The following is a 25,998-nucleotide window of genomic DNA, read 5'->3' as shown; positions in this document are numbered from 1 at the left end:
GCCGCGGGCGACCTCGGCGCGGCGAAGGCGGTCCTCCACGCCACCTCCGCCGACCGCGACGACGTGGACTTCCGGGAGACGGCCGCCGCCCAGCTGCGCCGGGTGGCGGACGCCGGTCGCGAGGCGGGCGTCGAGGTCGTCGTCGAGAACGTCGGCCACCAGCACGCGGGGCTCCAGCTCTCGGTCCTCGGCGACCTCGCGCGCGAGACCGACACGCCGGTCTGCTTCGACGTGGGCCACGCGTACATGGAGGGCGGCAACAAGGCGATACGGCGGTTCCTCCGGAGCCACGGCGACCGGGTCTCGCACCTCCACTGCCACGACGTGCGCCGCCGCGGGGACACCCACCTCCCGGTCGGGGCCGGCGAGGTCGACTACGAGCTCGTGGCGTCCGAACTCGACGGCTTCGACGGGACGGTCGCCCTAGAGGTGTTCACCGACGACGAGGCGTTGCTCCTCGACTCGGCCGAGCGCGTCGCCGACGGGCTCGGCGTCGAATTTTAAAATCGCGTTCGAGCCGGCCGACGGTTCGCGTTCAGGCCGACCGGTCGTCCGCGTCCTCGTCGCCCGCGTCGCCGCCGTCTGCGTCGCCGCCGTTCGCTCCGTGCGCGTCGTCCGCGCCGTCCGCTCCGGGCGCGTCGTCGCCGGCGTCGACCTCGTCGCTGTCGATCTGTCGCTTTATCGACTCCAGCTCGGATTCGACGTCGACCTCCGGGGCCTCGTCGGCCGCGTCGTCGCCCGTATCGTCTCTCCCGTCCGCGTCGTCCTCGCCCGGCTCCGTCACGTCGATCTGGACGGGACTCGCGCCGCCGTCGCCGTCGGACCGGCTCTCGGCGTCGTCCGGACTCCGCGCGTCCCGACCGCCGTCGCGGTCGCCGCCCACGCGCCGGTCGCGCGCCGCGTCCGCCTCCCGGCGTCCCTCGTCGATCCGGGACTCGATCTCCGCGGTGAGGTCGCGCGCGTCGCCGATGATAGACCGGGAGGCGGCGTCCTCGGGCAGGTCGGCCTCCGAGAGCGCGGTGCGGAGCTCCGAGAGCGACCGCGAGAGCCCGGCGGTCGCGCCGTCGCGCACGTCCGCGAGGCGGTCGCCCGTCCCCTCCGCACCCTCGGCGACGCTCCGGCCGGGGTCCGCGAGCCGGAGCGTCCCCCGGAGCAGCTCGAGCGACTTGATCGTCGTCTCCAGCAGCGCGATGACAGTCGGAATGGTGTACTGCTCGGTGAACCGCACGAGCTCCGAGAGCCGCGGCGGCCGCGGGGGACCGCGGCGGTCGCGCTCGCTCTCCCGGAGGTCGGCCCGGAGCTCGCCCAGCACGTCCTCGAGCTCGTCGAGCCGCTCCTCGAGGTCGTCGTCGCGTCGGTCGCGGGAACTCATACCGCCCGCTACGGCGCGCGCGGATAAAAAGCCCGGCAGCGGGCGCGCCCGGCCCCGTCCGGCCGCACCGCAGCCGGTCAGAAGCCCTCGCGCAGGAACGTCCGCCGCGGCGGGAAGAGCGCGGCGAGGTCGGCCGCGAGGCTCTCGCCGGGACCGTCGCCGACGTCCAGCGCGGCGTGCGCCCGAAGGTCGTCGACGTCGCGGTACCCGGCGTACAGCTGCGAGAGCGCGCCGATCCCCGCGGTCACGTCCGAGTCGTCGGTGTCGCTCTCTCCGGCCTCGGCGGCGTCCACTCGCTCGGCGTCGACCTCGCCGTCCGCGACCGTCACCCGGATCGGGCGGTCGTGCCAGTCGACGAGCGGGTCGTCGACCGCGAGGGTGAACGCGGCGTCGAGGGCCGGGTCGGGAGCGAGGCCCCGCAGCGCCGCGGGGACGTCGACGAGCCGGAACATCGGCCCGGGGCGGACCTCCTCGGTCACCGCTCGCGGGTCGTCGACGCGGTCGAGGAGGCTCACGTCCGCGGGGAGGCGGAGCCGGACGCGCTCGACCTGCGAGTCGTGGTCCCGACAGAAGCGGAAGACGCGGTCCCAGTCGGCGGGGTCGGCGACGGCGGCGTCGGAGACGACCATCGCCTTCCCGTCACCGTCGTCGCGCTCGGTGAACGTGTACGACAGCAGCGCGCGGAGGTCGCCGTCACGTTCGAGGCCGTAGACGAAGGGGTCGGTCTGCCACCCGCGGAGAGTGTGCTCGCGCCACCACGCCGCCGTCCGCGCCATCGTGAAGTCGTACCGGTCCGCGGTCGCGGCGAGGAGGTCGGCGGCCCGCCCGTGGTCGTCCGCGTCCAGCCGCCGGAACTCGCCCGTCCCGTCGCCGCCGTCGGTCGCGTCGGCCGCGAACGCCAGCTGTTCGGGCGGCGTCTTCACCCACCGATACCGGTTCACCGTCGCCCAGCCGTAGCGACGGTAAAACGCGTGTTCGAAGGGCCACAGCACCGAGTATCGAACGTCGTCACCCCGGTACTCGGTCAGCGACTCGCGGAGGAGCCGCTCGATGTGTCCCTGGCGTCGGTGTTCCGGCGGGGACGCGACGGCGGAGAGGCCGGCCGCGTCGCGGTCCCGCCCGCGGATCCGGAGCGTGAAGTCGTGGTGGCCGCACACCGCGACCGCCTCCTCGCCGTCGAACAGCCCGCGGTACTCGGCGAGGTGTTCGCGGTCGTCGTCGTCGGCCTCGGGGTCGTACGGCCCCCGCTCGGGGGAGAAGGCGTACCGCATGAAGGCGCTGAACTCGTCCTCGCGCTCCTCCGGGAAGGGTCGGTAGTCGAGGTCGCCCATACGCCGAGGGCAGCCGGGAGCCGGATAAGTGTTCCCGGCCCCTGCGTGTGGTTCGCACGCCACCGCCGGCCGCGATGGACCGCGCGGGCCGCTCAGTCGAAGCGGCCGCGGCGGTACTGCACCGGCCACTCGACGTCCGCGCCGAGCTCGTGGGCGGCCTCCAGCGGCCAGTGGGGGTGCCGGAGCAGCTCGCGGCCGAGCGCCACGAGGTCGGCCCGCCCGTTCCGCACGAGCGCGTCGGCGTGGGTCGGCTCCGTGATCCCGCCGACCGCGGCGACGGGCACGTCGGTCCCATCCCGGATCGCCTCGGCGTACGGCACCTGGTACCCGGGACCCGCGCCCGGGAGCTCCTGGTCCGGGTGGATACCGCCGCCGGAGACGTCGATCAGGTCCGCCCCGGCGTCGGCGAGGAGCGGGGCCAGCCGCACCGAGTCGTCCACGTCCCACGAGTCGCGGTCCGGGAGCCAGTCGGTCGCCGAGATGCGGACGAACACGGGCTTCCCGTCGGGCCAGACGTCGCGGACGGCGGCGACGACCTCGCGCAGGAGCCGCGTGCGGTCCTCGAAGCTCCCGCCGTACTCGTCGTCGCGGTCGTTGGTGACGGGCGAGCAGAACTGGTGGAGGAGGTAGCCGTGGGCCGCGTGGACCTCCGCGACCTCGAAACCGACGTCGCGCGAGCGCTCCGCGGCGGCCGCGAACGCGTCGACCACCTCCGCGATCCCGTCGGCGTCGAGCCGTCGAGTGGTCGCCGGCTCGCCGCCCTCGCCGTCGCCCCGGTCGCCGCTCGGATACGGCTCGTCGGTCGCGGAGACGGTCTCCCACCCGTCCGGCTCGTCCGCGGGGATGGGAGCGCTCCCCTCGGCGGGCGGTCGGTGGGACGCCTTCCGCCCGGCGTGGGCCAGCTGGATCCCCGGCGTCGCGCCCTGCGACCGGACGAACTCGACGATCGGTTCGATCGCCTCGGCGTGCTCGTCGGACCAGATCCCGAGGCAGTCCGGCGTGATCCGCCCGCGGGGCTCGACCGCGGTCGCCTCCGTCATCACGACCCCGGCTCCCCCGGCGGCGCGCGAGCCGAGGTGGACTCGGTGCCAGTCGGTCGCCAGCCCGCCCTCGGCGGAGTACTGGCACATCGGCGACAGCATCACCCGGTTTCGGATCTCGGTGTCGCGGAGCGTGAGCGGTGTGAACAGCGTGTCGGTCACGGGTCGGCGAACGACCGCCGCCACGTAAGGCCCTCCGATCCCCCGCGCGGATCGCCGCCGATGGTTTAGGCCGACCGAAATCTATAACACCACCGCCCCCTGAGCGGGGTGTAATGACAACGGGAGACCGGATCGAGCGGGACGCCGAGCCGGCGGCCGACGACCGACCGACCGTCGCCGCGACCCGCTGCTCGCAGGAGCGGACCGTCTTCGCCGAACAGGGCAACACCGACGCGTGGATCGCGACCGACCTCACGGTCGATCTGAAACGGTAACGGACCGCAGTCGACGCTCAGCGCGTCGGGCCATACCGCGCCCACGCCGCCTCCGACGCCGACGTCACTCCTCCGAACGCAGCGACGCCAGCGTCGGGTCCGGCGTCCGCGGCGTCGCAACGGCCGCTCCCTTCGCGTCGCCCGCGCGGCCCCGGCGCTCGTCGACGAGCGCGCGGATCCGATCGAGGATCGCGTCGTACCGACCGCGGTCGGCCCCCTTCTCGAAGTACGCGTCCGCGCCGGCGCCGAACGCCGCCGCCTCGCGCTCGTCCCCCGGACACGTCGTGTGGAAGACGACCGGGAGCCCGCTGCCCGCCCCGCGCAGCCGCTCGGTGAGGTCGAGCCCGTCGCCGTCCGGGAGCAGCTGCTCGGTCACGACGCAGTCGACCGCGACCCGCTCGCCACCGACCTCGACGCCCGCTTCGAGCGCGTCGAGCGCGGCCGCCAGGCTCTCGACGGAGCGGACGCGGACGCGGTCGGTGTGTCGCGACGCGAACGCCTCCATGAGCTCGGCGGAGCGCGCGTCCGGCTCGACCTGGAGGACGACGATCGGAGCCTCGCGGGGTTTCTCGGTTCCGTCCGGGCTCGTCTCGGTTCGATCGGCGGCTGCGGTCGCGTCTGCGCGCGTGTCGGCTGGCGGTGGTGTGTGGTCGGTCATGCGTTGTAGGGCGGGCGACGACTCGACGGGGGACAACTTACTACGACAGTGGTAATTCTTCTTCGAACAATGGTTGCGGCGGGAAGGGGATAATAATTCCGCGATCACCGTTGTCACGCCCTCAAACGTGATTATCCGGTAGTATTCGACGAAAATACTCCGTCGTACGGCGAATCGATCTCGGATCGGTGCGCGACCGCTGCGAGCAGCGCGTGGTCTCGGGCGAGCGGCGTCGAACGCCACCGGCGGGGCCGGTCGAACGCCGCCGCCCGAGGGGCCTCAGGCGAACAGGTCGCGGGCCTCGCGGACCGCGTCGACGAGCGCGTCGACCTCCTCGACGGTGTTGTAGAAGTAGAAGGAGGCGCGCGCGGAGGCGGCGACGCCCATCTCGTCGTGGAGCGGCTGCGTACAGTGGTCGCCGGCGCGGATCGCGACGCCGTAGTCGTTGAGGATGCTGGAGAGGTCGTGGGCGTGGACGCCCTCGACGTTGAACGCGACGAGCCCCCCGCGGTCGTCGCCCGGCGGGCCGTAGATCTCGACGCCGCCGAGCGACTCGAGCTCGTCGTACGCGTACTCGGCCAGTAGATCCTCGTGGGCCTTGACCCGGTCCATGCCGAGCTCCTCGAGGTACTCGATCGCGGCCGCGAGGCCGACCCCCTGCGCGATGGAGGGCGTTCCGGCCTCGAACTTCCACGGCAGGTCCTCCCAGGTGGAGTCCTCGAAGGAGACCCGGCGGATCATGTCGCCGCCGTAGAGGTACGGCTGCATGTCCTCGAGGATCTCCTCGCGGCCGTAGAGGACGCCGATCCCGGTCGGGCCGCACATCTTGTGGCCGGAGAAGGCGAGGAAGTCGGCGCCCAACTCCTCGACGTCGACCGGGCGCGTCGGCACCGACTGCGCGGCGTCGGCGAACATGTAGCCGTCGTGTTCGTGGACCAAGTCGGCCAGCTCGCCGATCGGGTTGATCGTCCCGAGCGTGTTCGACACGTGGACGACCGACACCATCTCGGTGTCGTCGTCGATCAGCTCCGCCGCGTGGTCCATGTCCAGCCGTCCCCCGTCGGTGACGTCGATGAAGCGCACGTCGGCGCCCGTCCGCTTGCCGATCTGCTGCCAGGTGACGAGCGAGGCGTGGTGCTCCATCTCCGAGAGGACGACGTTGTCGCCGGGGCCGAGCTCCTCGAGCCCCCAGGCGTACGCGACGAGGTTCATCGCCTCCGTCGTGTTCTTCGTGAAGACGATCTCCTCGCGGCCCGCCGCGCCGATGAACTCGGCGACGGCGTCGTGGGCCTCCTCGTACGCGACCGAGGCCTCCTGGCTCAGCTGATGGATCCCCCGGTGGACGTTCGCGTTGTAGCTCCGGTAGTAGTCGGAGATGGCGTCGACGACCGGGTCGGGCGTGTGCGAGGTGGCCGCGTTGTCGAGGTAGACGAGCGGGGTGTCGTCGGCCTCGCCCTGTCCCGCCGTCTCCGGGTCGCCGCCGACCCGTCGATCGAGGATCGGGAAGTCGGCGCGGAGCGCCTCCACGTCGAACGGGTACTGTTCGTGAACTCCCATTACCTGTTGTCGGGCCCCGAGCACTAACACACCTTCGGTCCGGTACGTCTTGCGGGTATCGCGGACGCGGGGAATCGGCCGGTCCGCGGCGGGGTACGACCCCGATCCGCCCCGCGGCGACGCGGGCTCCGGGCCGCCTCGGTCCCCTCGGATTCGCCCCCAACCGACGACTCCCGCGGCCGCCTACTCCTCCCAGTCCGGGTTCGCCCGCGGCGGCGAGAAGATGTCGTAGCCGACGACGCGCTCGTCGCCGCGGTTTTCGGCCGCGTGCGGCTCGTCGCCCGGGATCACGTACGTGTCGCCGGCCGCGACGACGCGCTCCTCGCCGTCGACGAGGAACGTCAGGCTCCCGGCCGTCACCAGCCCGATCTGCTCGTGCGGGTGGTCGTGTTCGGGCACCGTCTCTCCCGGTTCGATCTCGAACCGCTGGATGCTCACGTCCTCGCCGACGGCGCCCTGCGTGAGGAACACGCCGTCGACCGCCTCGACCGCCTCCACGTCCGCGTCGGGTACGACGTCCATACGGACCTCCGCGACCCCGAGCCACCTAAATCCGCGTGCACGGGCAGCCGACGCCGGGGCTTGGGTCCACCGCCCGCGTCACCGGGCGCGCGTCGTCACGGGAACGGGTGGTACGGGCGGTCGAGCGCGGGCTCGAACCCCATCGAGCGCGGCACCGCGCTCGCGCGCTCGCCGAAGAACGGGTCGCCGGTGAACAGCGGCTGCGCGCTCGGGACGAGCACCCGCACGGCCTCGAACCCCAGCGCCGCGAGGTCGCGGGTCGTCACCCGGGCGACGTACGGGTCGAGCCCGACGCCCTCGACGCGGTCGACGACGGCCGCCAGCTCCTCGGCCCCCGAAAGCGCCGGCTCCCCGAGCCCCTCGGCCGAGACGGTCGCGTCCGGGTCGAAGAACGCCGCCGTCTCCGCGGGCAGGTCGGCGTGGTGGCCGATCGCGGCCCCCTGCTCGTCGGCCGCCTCCCGGCCCATCGAGCGGAGCTCGGTCCAGTTCTGGAGCGCCTCCGCGAGCGCGCTCCGCGCCGCCGCGGTCGGGTCGAGGTCGGCCCCCGACCCCGCGGCGAACCGCGGCCAGTCGCCCTCGCGGCTGACGCCGACCGCGACGACGGGCACGTCCACGTCGGTCGTGACGAGCAGCGGCGTCACCGACAGCGACTCCGCCCGCGCCCGCTTCTCCAGCTCGGCGAACGCGGGGTCGTCGACGTCGAGCCCGAGCGGCTCCGTCGTGGAGTACCAGCCGGTCATCGTCGCGTCGCGTTCGATCGTCTCGTACAACCCGGAGAGCGCGGCGTCCGGCCCCGAGCTCCCGAGGCCGAGCCCGGTCGTGATCGGCGGGCGGTACCGCCGCTCCGGCGGCGGGAAGCCGACGAACTCCGCCGGGAGGCTCGCCGGCTCGCCCGTCCCGAGGCGCTCGCCGCGGACCCACGGGAGCCGGTCGTCGCGGTCGTACGCCTCGGCGCCGTCGGGCCGGACGAACGCGTCCGGCGTGACCGGGTTCGGGACGTTCGCGGCCGGCGCGCGCGTGAACGACGCCTCGCGGTAGATCCCCGCCGCGTACCGCTCTAGCCCCTCGCCGAGCGCCTTCATGAACGCGGCGTCCCAGTCGGCGGCCGCGCCGCCGCCGAAGTCGGCCGCGTCCGCGTCGGAGAACGGCGTCGTGTCGGCGACCCGCGCGACGTAGTACGGCACGGGGAACGACTCCTGCTCGCCCACCTCGCGCAGCGCGCCGATCCGGGGGTCGACGGCGCGCTCCGCCCGGTCGAGCGTCTCGTCGAGGCCGCGGTCGACGTGCTCGCGCGGCAGCGCGTCGCCGGGGTCGACGCCGCAGCCGCAGCCGGGCACGGGCAGGAGGTACCGCTCACTGCCGGGCACCTCGACGACGGTGTCCGCCACCGGGTCGCCGGCGAGCAGTCGGATGATCCGGCGCCCGGCCACCGCGCCGGCGTAGCGCACGGCGGACCGGCGGCCGGTCGGCGCGTCGGCCGGCTCCGGCCCGCCGCTCTCGACGCGGGCGCGCAGGCAGTCGTAGCAGGCGTCGTCGAAGACCGTCACGGCGGCGTCGAGGTCGGCGAGGGGGACGCCGCCGAGCCCGCCCACCTCGACGGCGACCCACCGGTCGAGCAGTTCGTTCGCGGCCGCGAACGTCGACGAGCCGGCGGTGTCGACGACGACCGCGGCGTCGAACCCGTCGAGCAGGTCCGCCTCGACGGGCATCGCGTTCACGTCGACGTCGGCGAGCGCGGCCTCGACGGCCTCGACCGCGGGACCGTCGCCGACAACTCCGATATCCATACCCGGTCGACGCGAGGGGGCGAAAAAAAGCCGCGGGTCCGCGGCGGGCGGGGAGCGACGGACAGAGAAGTGAGACGCGAGCGGCGAGACGGACGAGTCGCGGAGAGAGAAGGGAGGCGGAGCGGCCGCGGAGAGACGGAGACGGCGAGCGCGGGCGGTCAGGCGGGCGTCGCGGCCATCATCTCGGCCGCCTCGGCGGCGAGCGCCTCGGGGTCGATGCCGCGGAGCCGCTCGTCGCCGAGCTTCAGGCGGAGCCGCGGTCGCCCGACGTCGATCGGGACCTTCTCCGTGTCGATGATCCCGAGGTCCTCGAGCCGCGTCTTCGTCCGGGAGAACGTCGCCTTCGACGCGATGCCGACGTCCTCGCCCCACTTCGAGATGTCGTAGAGGAGCACGTCGTTCTTCGCCGCGACGAGCAGCGAGACGGTCACCTCGTCGAGGTCCGCCCCGTCGTCGCGCTCGGTGGCGGCGAGGACGGCGTCGAAGTCGGCGCGGGCCGCGGTGCCGATTTCGGACTCCAGTGTCTCGCGGACGCGGCTGATCGCCGGCGTGCGGAGCGTGTACGGCTCCGCGTCCTCGAACGCGCCGCGGTGCGTCTCGTACACCTCGCCGACGAACTCGCCGTCGTCCGTCGAGAGCGCGGCCACGCCGTCGCCCGCCGTGACGAGCGCGACCACCCGGGACGGCGAGACGAACAGCGCGTTGTCGACCGCCCCGTCCAGCACCCGGAGGTCCAAGGCCCCGTCCGCGACGAGGTCCGCGGCCCGGGACGCGACGACGAAGTCGTCCAGCACGTCCTTGAGGGTTCGCTCGTCCGCGAGCACGGACAGCCCCGGGAGGTCGTCCCGCCCGACGGCCGTCTCGATAAGCGATACGATCGTCTCCGCGGAGGGGTCCACGACGAGCAGCTCTTCGTCGTCCCCGGCGAACGCCGCGTCGAGCGCCGCCTCGACGTCAGCCGCGAGTAAATTCGATACCATTTGTCTCTCGGTATAAAAGTCGGTTGCGTATTTAATATTAACGGGGTTCTCGGCTCGAACAACACGCGTAGAGGGCTTCAAACCGCCGAAAACGAGGGATGAGCTCCGTCAGCGATCCGGTCGACAGATCGACGGTTTCGCCCCCGGATCGCGGCCCGTGGCCGTCGGCGCGGAGGGGCGCCGGCGGGCGCGGCAGCGGCACTTCCCGACGGCGACAGAAGGATTAATGCGCGGTCGTGCCCCCGTTTCTACATGGACAACGAGCACGTCCGGGAGGTCGACCCGGCGGTCGCCGACGCGCTGGCGGGCGAGCGCGACAGACAGGAGCAGACGCTCGCGATGATCGCGAGCGAGAACCACGTGAGCGAGGCGGTACTGGAGGCGCAGGGGAGCGTCCTCACCAACAAGTACGCCGAGGGCTATCCCGGCTCGCGCTACTACGCCGGCTGCGAGTACGCCGACGAGGTCGAGGAGCTGGCGATCGAGCGCGCGAAGGAGCTGTGGGGCGCCGACCACGTCAACGTCCAGCCGCACTCCGGCACGCAGGCGAACCAGGCGGTGTACTACTCCGTCCTCGAACCGGGCGACAAGATCCTCTCGCTGAAGCTCAACGACGGCGGCCACCTCTCGCACGGCCACCCCGCGAACTTCACGGGGCAGCTGTACGACGTCGAGCAGTACGAGGTCGACCCCGAGACGGGGTACATCGACTACGAGGGGCTCCGCGAGGTCGCCGAGGAGTTCGACCCCGACATCGTCGTCTCGGGCTACTCCGCGTACCCGCGGGCCGTCGAGTGGGAGCGGATCCAGGCGGCGGCCGACGCGGTCGACGCCTACCACCTCGCGGACATCGCCCACATCACCGGGCTCGTCGCGGCCGGCGTCCACCCCTCGCCGGTCGGCGTCGCCGACTTCGTCACCGGCTCGACCCACAAGACGATCCGCGCCGGCCGCGGCGGGATCGTGATGTGCGACGCGGAGTTCGCGGACGACATCGACTCCGCCGTCTTCCCCGGCGGACAGGGCGGCCCGCTGATGCACAACGTCGCCGGCAAGGCGGTCGGCTTCAAGGAGGCGCTCGACCCCTCGTTCGAGGAGTACGCCCAGCGGGTCGTCGACAACGCCGAGGTGCTCGCGGAGACGCTCCAGGAGCACGGCCTCTCCCTGGTCTCCGGCGGGACCGACAACCACCTCGTGCTGGCCGACCTGCGCGACTCGCACCCCGACCTCTCGGGCGGGGACGCCGAGGACGCGCTCGCCGCCGCGAACATCGTCCTCAACGGCAACACGGTCCCCGGCGAGACGCGCTCGCCGTTCGACCCCTCGGGGATCCGCGCCGGCACCGCCGGGCTCACCACCCGCGGCTTCGACGCCGACGCGATCGAGGAGGTCGGCGAGCTGATCTACCGGGTCGTCGACGACGTCGACAGCGACGACGTCATCTACGAGGTCGGCGAGCGGGTCGTCGAGCTCTGCGAGGCGCACCCGCTGTACGAGTAACCGACCGCGCCGTCGCGGGACCGCGCCGGCGCGGACGAATCCGTGCGTAAAAGTGGGGGCGGCTCGCAGGAGTCGGTATGGACGCTCCGCCGTTTCTCGCCGCTCGCCTCGACCGCGGCGCCGTACCGTTCGCCGTCGGGGACCTGATCGCGTTGATCCTGTTACTGACCGTCGGGACGCTCAACCACACCACCGTCGAGTTCCTCACGGCGAACCCACTGTACCTCCCGGGCGTGTACGCGCCCTTCCTGATCGGCTGGGTCGCAATCGCCCCGCTCGTGGGGGCCTACTCCGCCGGCGCGGTCGAGACCGCGAAGTCCTCGGTGCCGCTCGTGGTCCGGTCGTGGATCCCGGCCGCGGTCGTCGGACTCGCGCTGCGCGCGTTCGTCTTCCGCGGCGGGGCCGAACTCACCTTCGCCGCCGTCATGCTCGTGTTGGGTTCCGTCGCCCTCGGCGGCTGGCGCGCCCTCTACTTCCGGCTCCGGTAGACCCGCTCCTCGCCCCGCAGTTTCCGACGCGGACCGCTCCCGCTTCCTCCTCACCGCGACCTCGACTCGCGCCGGTGCGGTCTCGAACCGCTCATAAGTTACGAGTTACTTCGCAGTGTTCACCTACGAACTACCTCCGAACCACGGGAAAGATTTAATATCGATTTTCGACTAGTATTCAACGGGAGCATGACTGGATACTACGACTACGTCCTCGGGCTCATCCCGGCAGCGTTGATCGGTGTGACCGCCCTCCTCACCCTGGTCGGACTGTCCGTGACGTCGGCGTTGCCCGCGGGCGCGGTGGCCGCCGCCACCGTGATGGCCCACGCGATGTTCGTCAGGGCCCCAGTCGGCGACGGCGACGCGCGGGCGGACGCGACTCGTTCCGGCCGCGGCGAGGGCGGGCGTGGCGGTCGGTCGTCCGTCTGATCCCCGACGGGTCGCCGCGTCCTGTACCGTTTAGTCCCCGCGCCCCGAGTGACCGGGCATGACCGACGCCCTGTTCCTCTCGAGTTCCGCGGTCGACGACCTCGCGGCGCCGGCCGACTACGTCGCCGCCGTGCGCGACGCGTACCGGCAGGTCGGCGAGGGAGCGCCCGCGGAGCCGCGGACGAAGCTGTTCAACCGCGAGCCGCCGGGGATGTTCACCACCTACGCCGCCGTCCTCCCGGAGACGGGAGCCATGGGCGGCTACGCCTACTCCGCCGGCTTCGGCGCGGGCGACGCGTGGTTCATGACGCCGCTGTTCGACGCCGAGTCGGGCGCGCCGCTCGCGCTCCTCGACGGCGCGTCGATGAACCCGTTCAAGACCGGCGCCGCGGGCGCGGTCGCGGTCGACGCGCTCGCCCGCGAGGACGCGACCGAACTCGCCGTGATCGGCAGCGGCGCGCAGGCGCGCGGGCAGGTCGCGACGACCGCCACGGTCCGCGAGTTCGAGGCGGTCCGCGTCTTCTCGCCGACCCCGGAGAACCGCGAGGCGTTCGCCGCCGACTTCGACGAGCGACTCGCCGCCGACGTCGCCGCGGTCGAGAGCGCGAGCGCCGCGCTCGACGGGGCGGACGTCGTCATCACCGCGACGACCGCGAGCGAGCCCGTGATCGCCGACGGCGACGTGGAGCCGGGGACGCACGTCACGGCGATGGGGCAGTACGACCCGGCGAAGAACGAGCTCCCGCCCGAGCTCGTCGCGCGCGCCACCTACGTCCCCGACCTCCGAGCGCGCGCGGCGCAGGACGCCGGCTCGTACCTCGCCGCGGTTGAGGCCGGCCTGATCGAAGAGGGCGAAGGGATCGCGGCCGACCTCGGCGCGGTCGTCGCGGGCGACCATCGGGGCCGCACGAGCGACGACGAGGTGACCGTCTTCGACTCGGGCGGCACCGGCGTCGAGACGGTCGCCGCCGCGCACATGCTCTACGAGCGCGCGAGCGAGGCGGGCCGCGGGCAGACCATCGACCTCGCGCCCGCGAGCGATGCGCTGACGGGCGAGTAGGCGGGGGTTGAAGTGGCGCCGCGGCGACCGGCCGGTATGCTGATCGGCATCGTCTCCGACACGCACGACGACCTGACCGCGGTCGAAGCGGCCGTCTCGCTGTTCGAGCGCGAGGGGGTCGACGCGGTCGTCCACTGCGGCGACTTCGTCGCCCCCTTCTCCGCGACACCGTTCGACGCCGACTTCGCGTTCCACGCGGTCCGCGGGAACAACGACGGCGAGTGGGCGGTCGAGTCGACCGTCGAGGAGTTCGGCGAATACCACGGCGAGGCCGCCGCGCTCTCGTTCGGCGACGGCGACGGGGCGAGCGACGCCGTCGACGTCGCGGTCACCCACGGCACGAGCGAAGTCCTCGTCGACGCGCTCGTCGACTGCGGCGACTACGACTACGTGCTCCACGGGCACACCCACGCGCACGGCGTCGAGGCGCGCGGCGGGACCGTCCGCGTGAACCCCGGCGGGCTCCCGATTCCGGTCGACGGCGCGGACGACGCGTTCCATGTCGCGACGCTCGACACGGCGGCGTCCGGCGTCGAGGCCGTGACGCACCACGTCCTCGACGGCCGAATGCGAACTTGACGGCAGTATCACGTCCCATCTGCTGCGGCATCTAAAATACGGAAAAACAGATGACTGATCGAAGCCGGCATGTTCGCGTATGACCGTCGAAAACGAACCCAAGGAGACCAGAGTCACCGACCGAGGAACGGTTACGATTCCGTCCGACATCCGCCGAAGTCTCGACATCGAACCGGGTGACAAACGTCGGTGGGCGACCGACGAAGACGGTGCGCTTTCAGTCGAGATCGTCCAGCAACACGGGGGCGTATTCGACGATTTTGAGCCCGTGGATGCCGGCGAGACAAACGCTGTCGAAGCGGAGGCCGAGTTCGGGGCCGAGTGGTAGAGAGAACGCAGATCGACGTGGTAGATTTATCAGCGTATCTGGGATTCTCTCGATGGTCATTGATACACTACCGACGACGCGATGAACCCTTCCGAAGACCCAGCTGCTCAGTTACAAGGATCGGCAGTACATCTACAACAAACACCCCCCGAAGCCCCACACACCTCACGCCTCCCCAGCCTCGTCGCTCACGCCCTACGGGCGTTCGCGGCGTCCCTCGCGCGTGCGGTTCGCGCCGCGGTGCGGCGCTCACCGGCACGCGCCGACCGCACGTTTTACAACCGATCGCACCGCAGCTAACGGAAATTCAAACCGCGATTCTACCCCGAGTTTTATCGCCGCCCGCTCGCTCCGTACGCCCATGAGACACGCACAGGGGCCGCTCCTCACGATCGACCTGACGGAGCGGACCGCGTCGACGACCCGTATCGACGACCGGCTGGCGTCGTTCGTCGGCGGCCGCGGGCTCAACACGTCGCTCGCGTACGACCGGATCCCGTTCGACGCCGACCCGCTCGGCCCGGAGAACCGGCTCTTCCTCTCGACGGGGCCGATGCAGTACTCGACGACCTCCTACACCGGGCGGATGGCCGCCACGGGCCTCTCGCCGCTCACGAACGGGCTCTGCTCGTCGAACGCGGGAGGGTTCCTCTCGCGAAACTTCACCGGCGCGGGGTACGCCGCCGTCGAGCTCGTGGGGGCGAGCGACGAGCTGCTCGCGGTCCACGTCCGCGAGATCGGCCCGGACGGCGAGCCGGACGTGACCTTCGAGGCGGTCGACGACCTGGCGGAGACCGAGGTGTCTGCGGTCTCCGATCGGTTCGCCGAGACGCACGAGCTGGAGCCCGAGCACGTCGCCTGCGTCGGGCCCGCGGGCGAGAACGAGGTCCGGTTCGCCTCGATCATGACCTCCGACACGCGGGCGTTCGGGCGCGGCGGGCTCGGCGCGGTGCTCGGCTCGAAGGGAGTGAAGGCGCTCACGTTCGCCGGCGACGTGGCCCCCGAGATCGACCTCGACTGGCCGGACGAGGCGGGGGAGGTCCATCGGGAGGCGGCCACCTCCGACTCGATCATGAAGCGGCAAGGGACGACGAGCGTGACGGAGCTCGCGAACGAGGTCGACGCGCTCCCGTCGTACTACTTCGCGGAGACCTCCTTCGAGGGCGTCGAGGGGATCTCCGGCGACCGCGTCGAGGAGAAGAAGTACAAGAAAGCCACCTGCTCGCAGTGCGCGTTCGCCTGTAAGCTCCCCACCCGCGACGAGGCGACCGGCGTCGAGACGGAGGGGCCGGAGTTTGAGACGGTGATGGCGTTCGGCTCGAACGCGGGCGTCGACGACGTGGTCGACGTGATGCGCGCCAACGAGCTGTGCGACGAGCTCGGGATGGACACCATCTCCTGTGGCGACGTCGTCTCGATGTTCTTAGAGAGCGAAGACGAGTTCGGCAACGCCGACCTCGTCCGGTCGCTCGTGGAGCAGATCGCCTACCGCGAGGGGGTCGGCGACAAGCTCGCGGAGGGCGTCCACCGCGCCCACGAGGAGTTCGGCGCGGACGACTGGACGGTGAAGGGGATGGCGTTCTCCGGTCACGACGGCCGCGCGCTGAACGGCCAGGGGCTCGCGTTCGCGACCGCGAACCGCGGCGCGGACCACATGTACGGTGAGTTCTACCCGTACGAGTACCCGCTCGTCGACCCCGACGAGGCGTTCGACCCGCAGGGGCTCGACGGGAAGCCGCCGAAGCTCGTCGCGAAGGAGAACCGCAACGCGGTCCTCGACTCCGCGGTCGTCTGTAAGTTCTCGCGGGGCACGGTGACCGACGACCGGCTCGCCGCCCTCCTCGACGCCGACTACGACGACCTCCAGGCGCTCGGCGCCCGGGTCGTCGAGTTGGAGCGCGCGTTCAACAACGCCCGCGGCTTCGACCGGCGCGACGACACTCTCCCGTACGCCGACGCGATCGAGGGGTTCGACGCGGCGCTGTCGGAGTACTACGCGCTCCGCGGCTGGAACGACGACGGCACGGTGCCCGGCCACGGCGATGGGCTCGACCCGGCGAGCGCGGCGACCGCCGACGACTGACGGGCGCGCTCGGCGCGCGGTCGCCTCTCGCCCGCCTACTCGCCGCTCGCGTCGCCCGGGTCGAGGTCGACGCCGCGGAACTCGAACCGCGCGCCGCCGCCCTCGCTCTCGACGAGCGCGACCGTCCACCCGTGCGCCTCCGCGACCTCGGCGACGATCTTCAGCCCGAACCCGGTCCCCTCCGGGTCGGTCGTCATCCCCGCCTCGAACACCTCGTCGCGGCGATCCGGGTCGATCCCCGGGCCGTCGTCCGCGACGTAGAACCCGTCGCCGCCGTCGAGCGCGCCGATCGCGACCGCGACGTCGGGGCCCACGTGCTCGACCGCGTTGCCGAAGAGGTTCTCCAGCGCCTGCCGGAGGCGGCTGCGGTCCGCGGCGACGGCGGTCTCCGTCTCGACCGACAGCGTCGCCGACTCGGTGTCGACGGTGGTCCAGCACTCGGCGGCGAGGTCGGACAGGGCCACGGGCTCGGTCTCGTCGATGCCCGCGCCCTGCCGCGCCAGCGCGAGCAGGTCCTCGATGAGCGCGTCCATCCGGTCGAGCGAGCGCTTCACCGCCCCCAGCTCCGCGGCGTCTATCGACTCCTCGGCGAGCCGGTCGGTGACGATCTCGAGGTTCCCGGCGGCGACGTTGAGCGGACTGCGCAGGTCGTGGGAGACGAGGCTGGCGAACTCCTCCAACCGGTCGCGCTCGCGGGACACCTCCGCCTCGCGGCGCTTGAGCTGGCGCTCCCGCTCGATCCGGACGAGCACCATCGTCACCGTCGCCGCCCAGATGCGCGCGATCGCCAGGTCGGAGTCGTCGAAGGCCTCGGCGGTCGTGGCGCCGACGTTCAACACCCCGTAGCGGCCGAGCGGGACGACGAGTTCGCTCCGGATCGCGGCGCCGTCGCTGTACCGGTCGGGGTCGTCGCGGACGTCCGCCACGTACGTCGGCTCGCCGCTCTCGAAGACGTCCCAGGTGATGCTCGGCTCGTCGGCCGCGAACGTCGGGTGGTCCCCGACGACCGCATCGGCGCTGTCGGTCCAGACGACCGGTTCCAGGGCGTCGCCGTCCTCGTCGTGGAGCCAGATCCCGGCGATCGGGTGGCCCAACACGTCCTCGACGTACGACACCGCCGCCTCGGCGGCCGCCCGTTTGTCGGTCGTCTTCAGCAGCTCCCGGGTCGCCTCGTGGAGGGATTCGAGCGTCTCCGTGCGGCGCTGGAGCGCCAGCCGCCGCGTCCGCTCGTTCGAGACGTCTATCGCCGTGACGACCGCGTACGGCTCGCCGTCGAGCTCGAACGGCCCGACGCTGACCCGGACCGGCACGAGGACGTCGTCGCCGCGGCGCACGGCCAGCTCGAACCCGTCCGCCAGCGACCGCGCCTCGCCGGCCCGCGTCGTCTCGATCAGTGCCGCGACGTCGTGTCGGAGCTCGGACTCCCCCGCGTTCCCCGGTTCGTCGGTTCGGTCGACTTCCTCGTCGTCCCTGCCCTCGCCGTCGTCGCCCTCACCGCCGCCGTTCTCTCCGTTCTCGCCGCCCTCGAAGGGCGCCATCGACGGGGCGTTCCCCCAGTCCAGCTCGGTCGGGTCTTCGAACACCTCGTCGATCGGCCGGCCCGCGAGCTCCGCCGGGTCGAGGCCGAACACCGACTCGACGCTCGGGGTCCCGGCGTGGACGACGCCGTCGCCGTCGACGACCAGCGTCGGGTCCGGCGTCGCGTCGATCGCCCCCGGGAAGCGGTTCATGATCACTCCTCCGTCGGCTCGTGGACGTGACCGCACTCGGGGCACCGGACCTCCTCGCCGCGGAGGTCCGCGGAGGAGGCCCGCACGTCGCGCATCACCTCGCTGATCTTGTCTTCGGCCTCCAGCTCGTCGGCGACCGCGAGGTCCACGCCCTCGACCTCCAGGAGGAACTTCGCGACCTCCGTCACCTCGTACATCATCTCGTCCAAGTCCTCGGCGGTGAAGAACCCGGACATTGCGCCGTAGAGGAACGTCGCCCCCGCCTTCGTCACCTTCTCCTCGAAGGAGTAGCGCGCTTGGTTGACCGCCTGCGGCGTGTACGTGTCCGTCATGAAGGGGACGAGCTCGGGGAGGTTCTCGCCGATCTTCGTCATCTCGACGCCGGTCTCGGTGCGGAAGTCGGCGCAGAGCCGCGCGATCGCCCACTCGCGGGCCGTGATGTACGTCCGGTCGCGGAGGAACTCGTTGACGCGCTCGTAGCGCGCCCCGTCCATCTTCTGGAACCGCTCGTACTTTCGGACGTCCCGGGGGACGCCTTCGTCGGTCGCGGACCGGTCCTCCTCGTCGGTCGCGGTCTGGTCTGGATCGGTCACAGACCGGTCCGCGTCGCTCGCGTCCGGATCCGCGGTCGACGGCTCCTCGGTCGCTTCGTCACTCCGGGGGGCGTCAGCCGGTTCGTCCCCGTCCGGTCCGCCCTCCTCGGGCGGCGTTCGGTCCCCGGCGGGGTCGTCCGATCCGCCGGGCGAGTCGGCCGGCGGATCGGTCTGATCGCTCATACGTCTGAAACTCCACGGGCGAACAAAAGGCTTGTCGGTGGCCGCCCGCTCGGAGATCCACTTTTGTATCGTCGCGTGGAGGGGTGGCACATGAAGGTGCTCTGCGGGATCGGCGGCAGCGACGACTCGTTCCGCGCGCTCGACCGAACGGTCGAGCGGGCGGCGGTCGCGAACGACGACCTGACGATCGCCGTCGTGGACAACGACGACTCGTCGGTCGCCCCGGACGCGGTCGCCGACCGCGCCGAGGCGGCCGTCGACGACGCGGGGATCGACGCCGAGGTACGACGCGTCGAGGGCGACCCCGGCAGCCGACTGGTGGAGATCGCCGAGACGGAGGCGTTCGAGGAGATCGTCCTCGGCGGCGGACACACGAGCCCGATGGGGAAGATCACGATCGGGCCGATCGCGGAGTTCGTCCTGTTGAACGCGAAGACGTCGGTCACGCTGGTCAGATGAGCGACCGACGCTACCCTGACGCGGTGGCGGACGAGTTCCCGCCGCCGCCGACCGCGTTCACCGACCGCGAGGACCGCGAGATCGAGATCCGCCCGTATGAGGGGACGGAGGCCGACCACGAGACGCTCGTGGAGATGTACGACACCTTCGACCCGGCCGACCGCGCGCAGGGTATCCCGCCCGGCGGCGAGAAGCGCATCCGCGAGTGGCTCGACGCGATCCTCGCCGACGACTGCTACAACGTGATCGCCTGGTGCGGCGGCGACGCGGCCGGCCACGCGACGCTCGTCCCCGACGGCGACGCCTACGAGCTGGCGATCTTCGTCCACCAGGAGTACCAGCGCGCCGGGGTCGGGACGCACCTCATCCGCGGCCTGCTCGGCCACGGGCAGGCGAACGGAGTCCGGAAGGTGTGGCTCACCGTCGAGCGGTGGAACCGCGCCGCCGTCTCCCTGTACAAGAAGATCGGCTTCGAGACCTCCGACGCGGAGAGCTTCGAACTGGAGATGGGGCTCCGACTTCGCGCCGACGACGGGGCGACGGAGGAGTCCGCCGCGGCCGACGGCGACGAGTAGGGTTGGCCGGAATCTTCAAGCCTTTACGGACGGCCCGCGACCGCTTCGGTATGAGTCACCGAATTCTGCTGTTGGGGGCCCCCGGAGCCGGGAAGGGCACGCAGAGCGCGAAGCTGGCCGACGAGTACGGCGTCGAGCACGTCACGACGGGCGACGCGCTCCGCGCGAACAAGGAGATGGAGACGGAGTTCGGGACGCCGAAGTCGTTCATGGACGCCGGCGAACTGGTCCCCGACCCGGTCGTCAACGAGATCGTCGAGGCCGCGCTCGACGACGCCGACGGGTTCGTGCTGGACGGCTACCCGCGCAACCTCGAGCAGGCGGAGTTCCTCTCTTCGATTACGGACCTCGACGCCGTGATCCTCCTCGACGTCGACGAGGAGGTGCTCGTCGACCGGCTCACCGGCCGCCGGGTCTGCGACGACTGCGGCGCGAACTTCCACGTCGACTTCCAGCCGCCCGAAGAGCCCGGGGTCTGCGACGAGTGCGGCGGCGAACTGGTCCAGCGGGAGGACGACACCGAGGAGACGGCCCGCGAGCGCCTCGAGGTGTTCTACGAGAACACCGAGCCCGTGGTCGACCACTTCCGCGACGAGGGCGTGCTCGTCGAGGTAGACGGCGAGGCGACCCCGGACGAGGTCTTCGACCGGATCCGCGACGTCGTCGAGAACTGATCCGCGCCGTCGCCGCGAACTGATCGGCGTCGCCGCCGCGGATCGATCCGCGCCGTCGCCGAGCGACGATCCTACAAGGTTCTTAACCGTCGACCGCTAACCGACCGCTAATGAGTAAAGTCGAACGGCGAGTCCGCTCGCTCGTCCGGGAGGACGGCGAGATGCGGGACGCCATCCAAGTGGTCCTCGACAACGCCAGCGGCGGCGAGGTGCGCTGGGTCGACGTCCGCGACCAGATCACCAGCGGGCAGTGGGGCCGGCTCATCGAGAAGGAGGTCCTCGTCGACGGCGACGAGGGGTTCGCGCTGGCCGACCGCGACGAGATCGAGGCCGGGATGGAGGACGACTCGGGCGGCAGCGACGTGGAGACGCCGGAGACGACCACCTGGTCGAAGTGGGACAAGCTCGCCGGCGTGGCGACGCTCGGCGCGTTCGTCGGCTACGCGGTCAGCCCGGTCCGGAACGCCATCGCCGGCGGGATCGACGTCGTCCTCGGCCCCCTCCTGAACGTCGTCCCCTTCTACGTGGTGATCATGGTCATCGCGCTCGGCACGGGGCTGTACTCGACGCTCCTGCGCGCCGGGCTCATGGACATGGAGAAGATGGGCGCGTACCAGGAGCGGATGAAGGACATCCAGGAGCGCCGGAAGGCGGCGGAGGAGCGCGACGACGACGAGGCGCTCGACGAGATCCAGGAGGAGCAGATGGAGGCGATGGGCGACCAGCTCGGCATGTTCAAAGAGCAGTTCCGCCCGATGGTGTGGATCATGTTCCTCACCATCCCGGCGTTCCTCTGGATGTTCTGGGTGATCGGCTACCGCGGCTCGGACGCCGCGTATCCGGCCGTCGCCGCCCAGGAGCTCGTCGTTCCGCTCGCGGGCACCGTCACGTGGGACACGGGGATCGTCGGCCCGATCCAGATGTGGATCCTCTGGTACTTCCTCTGCTCGATGGCGTTCACCCAGCTCGTCCAGAAGAGCCTCAACATCGAGATGTCGCCGTCCGCCTCGTAGGCGACGCGGCGCCCCTCGACCACTCCTGCCTCTCTCACTCCCGCTCCGCGAGGAACGCCGCCGCCTCGTCGCGCGACGGCAGCGACCCCATGCCGCCCACCGACCGGACCGACAGCGCGGCGGTCGCGTTGCCGAACGCGACCGCGTCGCGGAGCGGCTCCCCCTCGCGGTCGGCTCCGGATCCCTCGGCGAGCCGCGAGAGCAGCCCCGCCGTGAACGCGTCGCCCGCCCCGGTCGCGTCGACGGCCGCCACCGAGAACCCGCCGTGCCGGACCGTCGCGGGCCCCCACGGCGCGTCGTCGGTCCCGACCGCGAGCGCGCCGTCGCTCCCCAGCGTGACCACGGCGGTGTGTGGGCCGAGCGCGAGCAGGTCGTGCGCCAGCTCTTCCCCCTCGTTCGTCGACAGCCCGGCCGCCGCGACGTCTTCGTCGCTACACAGCACGACGTCGCTCTCGGCGACCGCCTCGCGGACCGCGGCCGACGCCGCCTCCGTCGCGTCGTCCGGGACGAGGTCGGGCCGGTAGTTCACGTCGAACGAGACCGGGCAGCCGGCGGCGGCCGCCGCCGCGAGGAGCTCGCGGGTGGCCGCCCGCCCCCGCGGGTGCGTCAGCGCCACGCCGCCGAGGTGGACCCACGGCGGCGCGCCCGTCCCCGCCGGCGACGCCGCGTCGTCGGCGCCCCGCAGCGCCTCGGTCGGCACCGCCTCCGGGTCGAACCCGAACGTCGCCTCGCGGGGGCCGTAGAAGGCGAACCGCGGCCCGTCTTCGCCGGGCGGCGACACCACCGCGAGCGTCGTCTTCCCCGCGACGCGCTCGACGTGGGTCTCTGGAATCCCCTCGTCCGCGAGCGTCTCGGCGAGGAACGCGCCGAACGCGTCGTCGCCGAGGCGCGTCCAGAACGCGGGCGGCGAGCCGAGCCGGGCGAGCCCGACCGCGACGTTGGCGGGCGCGCCGCCGGGGCGGTGAGCGTACCCGTCCACCTCGCCCGGCGTCTCGCCGGGGGCGGGCACGAAGTCGACGAGCGTCTCGCCGGCCACGAGGACGTCGGCCATCGGCCTACTCGGCCGCTTCGGCCTCGTCGGCGTCGCGCTCCTCGGCCGCGACCTCCTCGGCGACGGCCTCGAACGCCGCGAGGATGACGCGCTGACACGCCTGTCCCTCGGTGCTCCAGTGGTGGGCGTAGTCCAGCATGTCGTCGTAGATGTCGGGCTTACAGCCCGCCGCCTGCGGGTGCCCGCCGCCGTTCACGCGCCCGGCGACCTCGTGGGCGTGCCGGAAGTCGTCGGAGCCGCGGATCGAGGCCGACCCCGCTGGCTTGACGATCACGGCGGCGTCCGCGCCCGCCTCGCGGAGCCGCTCCGCGACCTCGTTCTGCGAGCAGCGGCCGTAGGTGACCGCGACGCGCCAGTCGCCGACCTCGTGGGTGACCGCGCGGTCGACCGCGAGGTCGATGCGCGCCTCCTTCTCGACCCGTCGCTCCGAGACGAACGACCGAACCGCCTCGGGGAGGTCGACGCCGTACGCGCCGACGACGGCGGCGTACTCCTCGGCGCCCGCCCAGTAGGAGTAGTCGGCGAGGTCGTCCGAGCGGGGGTCCTCCTTGAGCCAGAGGTCGTGGTCGCGCGTGACCGCGGCGAGCTCGGCCCAGCGGTCGTCGAACTCACGACCCAGCGAGCGGAGCGTCACGTCGGCGGTGCACTCCTCGTCCGACTCGCCGACGACGAGGTCGACGCCGGCCTCGCGGACCGCGCTCGCGGTCTCGTCGTCCCACTGGTGGTGGTCGAACCAGCGGATCGCGTCGGTCGAGTCCGCCAGCTCTTCGAGCGGCTCCGCGATCCACTCGTAGTCGTCGGGACAGAGGTCGCAGACGAACAGGTCGATGCCGTCGTCGGCGTGCGCGGCGACGCGTTCGAGCGCGGTGTCGATCGAGTACGGGCCCGCGGAGAGCAGCCCGACCGAGGACTGCGCGTGGGCGTCCTCGAGCGGATCCTCGTCGTCCGCCACGTCGCCCGCGGTCTCGGCCGCCTCGTCCCCCTCGCGCTCGTCATCCAGCCGGGCCGCGATGGCGTCCTCGAAGGGCGCGACGTCGAGGGCGGCGTCGTACGCCTCGCGGATCATCGCGGCGCAGGCGAGGCCGTCGGCGTCGCCGTCGGCGATCACGACCGCCTCGCTCCCCTCGATCGTCTCCCGCGCTCGCCGCTCCGCGCGCTCGTCGTCCAGCGAGTCCGGGTAGAAGAATCCCTTCCCCGGCAGCTTCGTGTACCGCGATCGGGGGGCGTCCCCCGTCTCGATGAGGTCGTCGTCCATACCGTCGTGCCGGGCGGCAGCCGGAAAACTCCGCCGCTCTCGCGGGCGCTCAGATCGTCGTCCGCCGCGGGTCCTCCTCGGTCAGCTGCCGCACCGTCAACACCGGGACCGGGCAGGTCCGGACGACGCGCTCCGCGACGGAGCCGATGAGGAAGCGGTTCTCGCCGTGGCGGCCGCGGGTGCCCATCGCGACGAGGTCGGCGTCGACCGACCGCGCGTAGGCGTCGATCTCCGAGGCCGGCCGCCCCTCGCGGACCTCGATCGTCACGTCGAGGTCGTCGTCGCGGTCGTGCGCCGCGCCGGACACGCGGTCGAGGGCGTCGCGTCCCTCGTCGTCGAGGGCGTCGCGGAGGTCGTCGCGGACCGTGTCGGGCGACGACTCCACCTCGCCGGCGTCGACGACGTACACCGCGTGGACCTCGGCGTCGAACCGCGCCGCCACGTCGACCGCGACCGAGACGGCCCGCTGAACGCTGTCGGAGCCGTCGGTCGCGACCACGATGGTGTCGAACATGGCCGGTCGTTCGCCGCAACGACACCTAAAACCCGGCGGTCGGCGAAGGGGACCGGGCGGCGGGGGACCGGCGCTCGCCGAGCGGCCGACCGGCCTACGCCAAGAAGACGTGGCGCGGGCGGTCGGCGAGCACGTCGCGGCCCCACTGGACGGTCTCGGAGAACTCGTCGGAGCGGAAAAAGCCCATCGCGTCCTCCTTCGCGTTCCACTGGCTGGCGATGAACATGTCGTTCTCGTCTTCGGTGTTCACCATCAGGTCCGTCTCGACGTGGCCGTCCATCTCGGCGAGCAGGTCGCCGACGTCGTCGAAGGTCTCGACGAACTCCGTCTGGTAGTCTGGCTTGACGGTGTAGAACATGCCCATCGTGCCGAAGCCGGACTCCTCGCCGGCGCGGGCGACGATGTCCGGCAGCTCCGAGAGGAAGCCGCCCGCGGTCTCGGCCGCCGACGCCGTGTCCCAGATGGAGACGACTGCGGCGCGGTCGGTGTGGCGCCCCTCGTACACGGCGGTCTTGACGTGGGTGCCGTAGTGGTCGAAGTTGCCGCGGAGCCCCTCGACCTCGTCGAACAGCTCGCCCACGTCGGCCTCGCTGTACAGCACCGTGGCGTACACGTCCTCGCCGTGGGGCTTCCCGGCGTAGATGTCGAGGTCGGCGAGCTCGCCGCGGATCTCCTCGTCCGAGGCCCCGTCGCCGGCCTCTTCGTCGCCGTGGGGGTGGTCGCCCTCGCTGCCGCCGTCCTCGCCGTGGGGGTGGTCGCCGTGGGCGGAGCCGCCGCCAGCGCCCGAGCGCTCGTGGCCCTCGTCGCGGCCGTGGCCGTCGTCGCCGTGGTGACCGCCCTCACCGTGGCCGCTCTCCTCCCCGTGGGGGTGCCCGGCGCTGTCCCGCTCCGTGACGCGGCCGGTCGGGACCGTCTCGCCCGCGAGGAAGGCGTCGAGGTCGCGCGGCGGGAACCGGCGGCCGACGTAGAAGTCGCCGAACTCGCCGTAGCGCGAGGAGGCCGGGTCGAACCGCATCTCGTAGACGATGTCCTTGATGTCGGTCGGGTCCGCGCCGAACAGCGTGACGCCCCACTCGTGGTCGTCGAAGCCGACGGAGGAGGCGATCACCTGCTTGATCTTCCCCGCGTACTCCTTGCCGACCTCGCCGTGGCCCGCCATCAGGTCGGCGCGCTCCTCGAAGTCGAGGTCGTACCAGTTGTGCTCCTCGCCGCGGCGCTTGCTCATCGGGTAGAAGCTGACGTACTCGTCGTCGGGGATCTCGGGCTTCAGCTTCCCCTCGATGTAGCGGCGCAGCCCCTCGTCGACGGCGTCCGCGCCCTCCTCGAAGTAGTCGTCCGAGACGTACCCGGACACCTCGGTGACGGAGACGTAGGAGGTCTCGCGCTCGGTGAACTTCGCGAGCGCGGTGTCCTCGAACCGGCGCTCGATCGCGGAGAGATCGTCGAGCGACGGGCGGAAATGGAGACAGAGGAAGTCCGCCTTGTGTCCCAGCACGGAGAACAGCGCCGACTCCCCGTCATCGGCGTCGGCGACCAGCTCGCGGTGTTTCAGGAAGGCCTCGCCCTCCTCGATCGCCCGCCGTCGCTCGGACTCGGGCGCGTCGCGCCAGGCGTCCCAGTCGATCGAGCGGAAGTCGTGAAGCGAGAACCACCCTTCGGCGGTCTGTGGAGCCTCGACCATACCTCGGGTTGGGGCCCCGCGACTTAGGGGTTTGCGGGTCGTCCCGCGCGCCGGAAACGGAACCACGGTCGCGGGTCCCGCGCGCCGGAAACGGAACCACGGTCGCGGGTCCCGCG

27 protein-coding genes are annotated in these 25,998 nt (G+C 71.9%); 13 read left to right on the top strand and 14 right to left on the bottom strand.

What is annotated here, in order from left to right; translation table 11 throughout:
- On the top strand, positions 1–504 hold a 504-nt coding region (locus Q0116_RS10335), incomplete at its 5' end, for a sugar phosphate isomerase/epimerase (protein ID WP_297887732.1).
- Between the two features lie 31 nt (positions 505–535).
- Here the strand turns inward: Q0116_RS10335 and Q0116_RS10330 are convergent.
- The 3 genes from Q0116_RS10330 to Q0116_RS10320 all read right to left on the bottom strand — a co-directional run bounded on the left by Q0116_RS10330 (position 536) and on the right by Q0116_RS10320 (position 3,905).
- Positions 536–1,372, bottom strand: coding sequence for a hypothetical protein (locus Q0116_RS10330; protein WP_297887730.1), 837 nt, complete (start codon positions 1,370–1,372; stop codon positions 536–538).
- Positions 1,373–1,449: 77 nt separating this feature from the next.
- Positions 1,450–2,703 (bottom strand): enhanced intracellular survival protein Eis, encoded by a 1,254-nt coding sequence (locus Q0116_RS10325; protein ID WP_297887727.1) that lies wholly within the window; start codon positions 2,701–2,703, stop codon positions 1,450–1,452.
- A 92-nt stretch (positions 2,704–2,795) separates the two neighbouring features.
- Positions 2,796–3,905: an NADH:flavin oxidoreductase/NADH oxidase gene (locus Q0116_RS10320; protein ID WP_297887724.1), complete on the bottom strand. Its 1,110-nt coding sequence runs from the start codon at positions 3,903–3,905 to the stop codon at positions 2,796–2,798.
- 113 nt (positions 3,906–4,018) lie between these two features.
- On the opposite strand from Q0116_RS10320, the gene Q0116_RS10315 reads away from it, so the two are divergent.
- Positions 4,019–4,180, top strand: a complete 162-nt coding sequence (locus Q0116_RS10315) for a hypothetical protein (protein WP_006112886.1) — start codon at positions 4,019–4,021, stop codon at positions 4,178–4,180.
- A gap of 64 nt (positions 4,181–4,244) precedes the next feature.
- Here the strand turns inward: Q0116_RS10315 and Q0116_RS10310 are convergent, their stop codons facing one another.
- The 5 genes from Q0116_RS10310 to Q0116_RS10290 form a co-directional block, all read right to left on the bottom strand.
- Positions 4,245–4,838, bottom strand: coding sequence for a response regulator (locus Q0116_RS10310; RefSeq protein WP_297887719.1), 594 nt, complete (start codon positions 4,836–4,838; stop codon positions 4,245–4,247).
- A gap of 279 nt (positions 4,839–5,117) precedes the next feature.
- Positions 5,118–6,395, bottom strand: coding sequence for an aminotransferase class V-fold PLP-dependent enzyme (locus tag Q0116_RS10305; RefSeq protein ID WP_297887716.1), 1,278 nt, complete (start codon positions 6,393–6,395; stop codon positions 5,118–5,120).
- 183 nt (positions 6,396–6,578) lie between these two features.
- Positions 6,579–6,917, bottom strand: a complete 339-nt coding sequence (locus Q0116_RS10300; protein ID WP_297887713.1) for a cupin domain-containing protein — start codon at positions 6,915–6,917, stop codon at positions 6,579–6,581.
- Positions 6,918–7,012: 95 nt separating this feature from the next.
- Positions 7,013–8,704 (bottom strand): YcaO-like family protein, encoded by a 1,692-nt coding sequence (locus Q0116_RS10295; RefSeq protein ID WP_297887711.1) that lies wholly within the window; start codon positions 8,702–8,704, stop codon positions 7,013–7,015.
- 158 nt (positions 8,705–8,862) lie between these two features.
- Complete coding sequence (locus Q0116_RS10290; protein WP_297887708.1) at positions 8,863–9,684, bottom strand: transcriptional regulator TbsP; 822 nt, start codon at positions 9,682–9,684, stop codon at positions 8,863–8,865.
- 252 nt (positions 9,685–9,936) lie between these two features.
- Here Q0116_RS10290 and glyA point away from each other — a divergent pair, with 252 nt between their 5' ends.
- The 7 genes from glyA (at position 9,937) to Q0116_RS10255 (ending at position 16,154) form a co-directional block, all read left to right on the top strand.
- Positions 9,937–11,184 (top strand): serine hydroxymethyltransferase, encoded by a 1,248-nt coding sequence (gene glyA / locus Q0116_RS10285; RefSeq protein ID WP_297887705.1) that lies wholly within the window; start codon positions 9,937–9,939, stop codon positions 11,182–11,184.
- 77 nt (positions 11,185–11,261) lie between these two features.
- Positions 11,262–11,672, top strand: coding sequence for a DUF3054 domain-containing protein (locus Q0116_RS10280; protein WP_297887702.1), 411 nt, complete (start codon positions 11,262–11,264; stop codon positions 11,670–11,672).
- Positions 11,673–11,861: 189 nt separating this feature from the next.
- Positions 11,862–12,104, top strand: a complete 243-nt coding sequence (locus Q0116_RS10275; RefSeq protein WP_297887699.1) for a hypothetical protein — start codon at positions 11,862–11,864, stop codon at positions 12,102–12,104.
- Positions 12,105–12,162: 58 nt separating this feature from the next.
- On the top strand, positions 12,163–13,164 hold the full coding sequence (locus Q0116_RS10270) for an ornithine cyclodeaminase family protein (protein WP_297887696.1): 1,002 nt from the start codon (positions 12,163–12,165) through the stop codon (positions 13,162–13,164).
- A gap of 36 nt (positions 13,165–13,200) precedes the next feature.
- Complete coding sequence (locus Q0116_RS10265; RefSeq protein ID WP_297887693.1) at positions 13,201–13,743, top strand: metallophosphoesterase; 543 nt, start codon at positions 13,201–13,203, stop codon at positions 13,741–13,743.
- A gap of 79 nt (positions 13,744–13,822) precedes the next feature.
- A complete protein-coding gene (locus Q0116_RS10260; protein ID WP_297887690.1) occupies positions 13,823–14,071 on the top strand; it encodes an AbrB/MazE/SpoVT family DNA-binding domain-containing protein in 249 nt (82 codons plus the stop codon).
- A 361-nt stretch (positions 14,072–14,432) separates the two neighbouring features.
- Positions 14,433–16,154 (top strand): aldehyde ferredoxin oxidoreductase family protein, encoded by a 1,722-nt coding sequence (locus Q0116_RS10255; protein ID WP_297887688.1) that lies wholly within the window; start codon positions 14,433–14,435, stop codon positions 16,152–16,154.
- A 35-nt stretch (positions 16,155–16,189) separates the two neighbouring features.
- On the opposite strand, the gene Q0116_RS10250 is transcribed toward Q0116_RS10255, so the two are convergent.
- Both Q0116_RS10250 and Q0116_RS10245 read right to left on the bottom strand, forming a co-directional pair.
- The gene (locus Q0116_RS10250; RefSeq protein WP_297887685.1) at positions 16,190–17,890 is read right to left on the bottom strand and encodes an ATP-binding protein; all 1,701 of its coding nucleotides are present in this window, start codon (positions 17,888–17,890) and stop codon (positions 16,190–16,192) included.
- Entirely contained in the window at positions 17,887–18,660 is a 774-nt protein-coding gene (locus Q0116_RS10245; protein WP_297887682.1) for a DUF5806 family protein, read from the bottom strand. The genes Q0116_RS10250 and Q0116_RS10245 overlap by 4 nt, the downstream gene beginning before the upstream one ends.
- A gap of 90 nt (positions 18,661–18,750) precedes the next feature.
- Here Q0116_RS10245 and Q0116_RS10240 point away from each other — a divergent pair, with 90 nt between their 5' ends.
- The 4 genes from Q0116_RS10240 (at position 18,751) to Q0116_RS10225 (ending at position 21,381) form a co-directional block, all read left to right on the top strand.
- Complete coding sequence (locus Q0116_RS10240) at positions 18,751–19,119, top strand: universal stress protein (protein ID WP_297887680.1); 369 nt, start codon at positions 18,751–18,753, stop codon at positions 19,117–19,119.
- Positions 19,116–19,694 (top strand): GNAT family N-acetyltransferase, encoded by a 579-nt coding sequence (locus Q0116_RS10235; RefSeq protein ID WP_297887678.1) that lies wholly within the window; start codon positions 19,116–19,118, stop codon positions 19,692–19,694. The genes Q0116_RS10240 and Q0116_RS10235 overlap by 4 nt, the downstream gene beginning before the upstream one ends.
- A gap of 50 nt (positions 19,695–19,744) precedes the next feature.
- Positions 19,745–20,368: an adenylate kinase gene (locus Q0116_RS10230; protein ID WP_297887674.1), complete on the top strand. Its 624-nt coding sequence runs from the start codon at positions 19,745–19,747 to the stop codon at positions 20,366–20,368.
- A gap of 110 nt (positions 20,369–20,478) precedes the next feature.
- Positions 20,479–21,381, top strand: a complete 903-nt coding sequence (locus Q0116_RS10225; RefSeq protein ID WP_297887671.1) for a DUF106 domain-containing protein — start codon at positions 20,479–20,481, stop codon at positions 21,379–21,381.
- A 34-nt stretch (positions 21,382–21,415) separates the two neighbouring features.
- Here Q0116_RS10225 and Q0116_RS10220 read toward each other — a convergent pair whose 3' ends face one another.
- From Q0116_RS10220 to Q0116_RS10205, 4 genes are all read right to left on the bottom strand, one after another.
- Positions 21,416–22,432, bottom strand: coding sequence for a carbohydrate kinase family protein (locus Q0116_RS10220; RefSeq protein ID WP_297887667.1), 1,017 nt, complete (start codon positions 22,430–22,432; stop codon positions 21,416–21,418).
- 4 nt (positions 22,433–22,436) lie between these two features.
- Positions 22,437–23,687, bottom strand: coding sequence for a DHH family phosphoesterase (locus tag Q0116_RS10215; RefSeq protein ID WP_297887664.1), 1,251 nt, complete (start codon positions 23,685–23,687; stop codon positions 22,437–22,439).
- A 49-nt stretch (positions 23,688–23,736) separates the two neighbouring features.
- A complete protein-coding gene (locus Q0116_RS10210; protein WP_297887661.1) occupies positions 23,737–24,201 on the bottom strand; it encodes a universal stress protein in 465 nt (154 codons plus the stop codon).
- Between the two features lie 94 nt (positions 24,202–24,295).
- Entirely contained in the window at positions 24,296–25,882 is a 1,587-nt protein-coding gene (locus Q0116_RS10205) for a heme-binding protein (protein ID WP_297887659.1), read from the bottom strand.
- Between the last annotated feature and the right edge of the window lie 116 nt (positions 25,883–25,998).

This window comes from uncultured Halorubrum sp., assembly GCF_937146585.1.
Classification (GTDB): Archaea; Halobacteriota; Halobacteria; order Halobacteriales; family Haloferacaceae; genus Halorubrum; species Halorubrum miltondacostae.
The sequence above is the reverse complement of the archived record's forward strand: the minus strand, read 5'-3'. Positions and strand labels throughout refer to the sequence as shown.